Here is a 2,917-nt window from a genome sequence, read left to right on the forward strand (position 1 = left end):
AAACTTTCTGTAGAAAGTTTCCCCCGGACCCCCTTCAAAGACTTTTAATACGACTTGGTTTCCCCCTGTTTTGCCAAGCAAAACAGGGGGAAACCAAGTCGCGTTAAAAGTTTTTGGAGGGAGTCTGAGGGAACCTTTTTACAAAAAGGTTCCCTCAGGGTCATTAATGGATATTGCGCCCTTGTGGTGTTTTCTCTCGGAGGTCGAGGCTCGGCGTTCCGTGCTGGCGTCCTTTCTTTTCGACTCCCGAGCAGGCTTCGTAGAAGAGCGACGCCTCGATGAGCACCATTGTCATGAGCTTGCCCTTCTCGGAGAGGGAGCTGAAGAGCTTGACCATCGTAGAGACGCGGTGGTCGGCCATTACGGCGTCGTCGACGGAGAGGTCGAGGATCTCTGTGAGCCTGATGAACTCGTCGAGGGTGATGGGCGCCAGTCCACGCTCCATGTCGAGGTACTCCGAGGCGTCGCGTCCGAGAGCCACGGCGAGCTCCCCCGGTGTAAGTCCCTTTTCCTTGCGGGCCTGCTCGACCTTGCCGAGCAGCTTTCTTACCGACCTCATCATAGTCCGTTCACCTCCGGCCTCACGGATTAAGGGGCGGCAGGCCCCTTTGCCGGGGGATGAGGGTCTCCCCTCAGGCCCCTGACGCTGCGAACGTTCATTGCGCGGCTTCTCCATCCACCGGCCCGCCGGTGTCGTGACAGCCCTCTGTAAGTATAAAACATTTTCAGCCGTTTTGCGCGGATCTCGCAAAATTTTTGGAGGGAATCTGGGGGGAGAGGGGTTTTGACTGCTTCTTCAAGAGGTTTCCCCGGCGCAACAGACCGGAGTTTCCTTCCTGGCCGCGTCGGCGAAAGCGGTCTCTTCTCAGGCGCCGAACTCGGCTGTCAGGGCCTCCATGTCTTTTTCGTCGCAGAGGATCGAGAGGTGGTCGCCCTCCATGAGGCGGAAGCCTCTGCCGGCGATGAAGTACTCGCCGTTGCGCTGCACGACCGTCGGCAGGGCGCCGGGAGGCAGGTCGAGCTCGTCGATCTTTACGGCGTGTTCCGGCTTCCTCAGTATGGCCGTGAAGACTCGTATGGAGCCTCCCACGAGCGTGGAGAGCTCGAGCGCGTGGGGTCTTCTGGCCATGTCGGCCATCTGCTTCGCCGCGGCGATCTTGGGGTTCACTATCTCCTCCATGCCGAGCTTGCGGCAGACGGTGTTGAAGGCCGGGTCGTCGAGCCTGATGATGACGCGATCGATGCCGTACTCACGGGCCACAACCGCCGTTATGACGTTCATGTGGTCGTCCCCGCTGGCCGCCATGACGAGGTCCGCATCCTCTATTCCCGCCTTTTCCAGCAGGTCCGGCCTTGTGGCGTCACCGCATACAACCATCACGTCGAGTTCGGAGGCGAGCACCTCGCATACCCCCCTGTCTTTCTCGATGACCGTCAGGTCGTGACCGGCGCACGAGAGTGTCTCGGCCGCCACGCGCCCTATGTCGCCGCCGCCGCTTACGATGACCTTCATGAAGACCTCCCCGCAAGGAAAACTCCGATTACCTCAAAAGACCTCTGACGCCCCGCGGGCCATCCCGATTCTGCAAGCAGAATCGGGATGGCCCGCGGGGCATTAAAAGTCTTTGAAGGGGGCTGGTACCCGCATCCGCCGCCCTGGGGCGGTCCTCTGGAGGTTCGGCCCGCGAAGGCGTAAAAATCCCGCCTGGCGCGGCCCGAACCTCCAGAGGACCGCCAAACAGCCGAATAACATACGAGGGGGGTCTGGGGCAAACGCGGGCCTGCGGCCCTTCTTCAGAAAGCCCCGGCAGAGCCGATCGGGTCTCCCTAATCCTTCAACTCCATTGGCTTGCCGCAGCACACCAGGGTGCCTCCGCCGGCGTGGATCACCTCCACCTCGTTTCCGCAGATCTCGCACCTGTACTTCTCTCCCACCTTCGTGGCCATCGCTTTCACCTCCTTTCGTGAAACGTCTTGACGCCGTCTCTGAAGACGGCGGTGTGGCCGTGCAGCCTTATAATGCAGAAGGTATCGGGATATGGGTAGGATCGCCCTCTTAGCGCCGCAGCCTCGCTGAAAAGTACTCGATAGTGCGCACCAGGCCGTCGTCGAGACCCACCATGGGGCGCCAGCCGAGCTCCCTTTGCGCAAGCGTTATGTCGGGCCGCCTCTGAACCGGGTCGTCCGGCGGGAGCTCCCTGAAGACGATCTCCGAGGAGCTGCCGGTCAGCTCCTTGACCTTGCGGGCCAGCTCCAACACCGTGAACTCGCCGGGATTTCCGAGGTTCACCGGCCCCGTGAGCCCGTCGCGCTCCATCATCCTGACGAGCCCGTCCACCAGGTCGTCCACATAGCAGAAGGACCTCGTCTGTGAGCCGTCGCCGTAAACGGTCAGCGGCTCGCCGCGCAGGGCCTGGACGATGAAGTTGCTCACCACGCGGCCGTCGTCCTCGAGCATCCTGGGGCCGTAGGTGTTGAATATGCGGACCACCCGTATGTCCACGCCGTTCTGTCTGTGATAGGAGAACATGAGGCTCTCGGCGCAGCGCTTGCCCTCGTCGTAGCAGGAACGAAGCCCGATGGGATTGGCGTTGCCCCAGTACCCCTCGGGCTGGGGGTGAACCTTCGGGTCGCCGTAGACCTCGGAGGTAGACGCCTGGAGCACCCTGGCCCTCACCCGCCTGGCAAGCCCCAGCATGTTGAGAGTACCCATTACGTTGGTCTTTATGGTCTTGACGGGATTGTACTGGTAGTGGACCGGAGAGGCCGGACAGGCGAGGTTGTATATGCGGTCCACCTCCAGGAGGATGGACTCTATGACGTCGTGACGTATGAGCTCGAAGCGGGGCTCTCCGAGCATGTGCATGATGTTGTGCTTTCGCCCAGTGAAGAAGTTGTCGAGACATATGACCTCGTC

The 2,917-nt window shown here is 61.1% G+C and carries 4 protein-coding genes; all 4 read right to left on the bottom strand.

Annotated elements, in window-relative coordinates; all coding sequences use genetic code 11:
• Positions 1-163: 163 nt before the first annotated feature.
• Positions 164-676: an XRE family transcriptional regulator gene (locus ENJ37_01180; GenBank protein ID HHL39096.1), complete on the bottom strand. Its 513-nt coding sequence runs from the start codon at positions 674-676 to the stop codon at positions 164-166.
• A gap of 189 nt (positions 677-865) precedes the next feature.
• Positions 866-1,513 carry a TrkA family potassium uptake protein gene (locus ENJ37_01185; GenBank protein ID HHL39097.1) on the bottom strand — a complete coding sequence of 216 codons (648 nt, stop codon included), beginning with the start codon at positions 1,511-1,513 and terminating at the stop codon, positions 866-868.
• A 314-nt stretch (positions 1,514-1,827) separates the two neighbouring features.
• Complete coding sequence (locus ENJ37_01190) at positions 1,828-1,947, bottom strand: desulfoferrodoxin FeS4 iron-binding domain-containing protein (GenBank protein HHL39098.1); 120 nt, start codon at positions 1,945-1,947, stop codon at positions 1,828-1,830.
• Positions 1,948-2,056: 109 nt separating this feature from the next.
• A partial coding sequence (locus ENJ37_01195) for an SDR family oxidoreductase (GenBank protein HHL39099.1) occupies positions 2,057-2,917 on the bottom strand: 861 nt, incomplete at its 5' end.

The organism is Deltaproteobacteria bacterium (genome assembly GCA_011375175.1).
In the GTDB taxonomy this organism is placed as follows: domain Bacteria; phylum Desulfobacterota; class GWC2-55-46; order GWC2-55-46; family DRME01; genus DRME01.

Coding starts and splice junctions, on each gene's coding strand:
- ENJ37_01190 (HHL39098.1), bottom strand. CDS start 1,947: ATGGCCACGAAGGTGGGAGAGAAGTACAGGTGCGAGATCTGCGGAAAC.
- ENJ37_01180 (HHL39096.1), bottom strand. CDS start 676: ATGGAGAAGCCGCGCAATGAACGTTCGCAGCGTCAGGGGCCTGAGGGG.
- ENJ37_01185 (HHL39097.1), bottom strand. CDS start 1,513: ATGAAGGTCATCGTAAGCGGCGGCGGCGACATAGGGCGCGTGGCGGCC.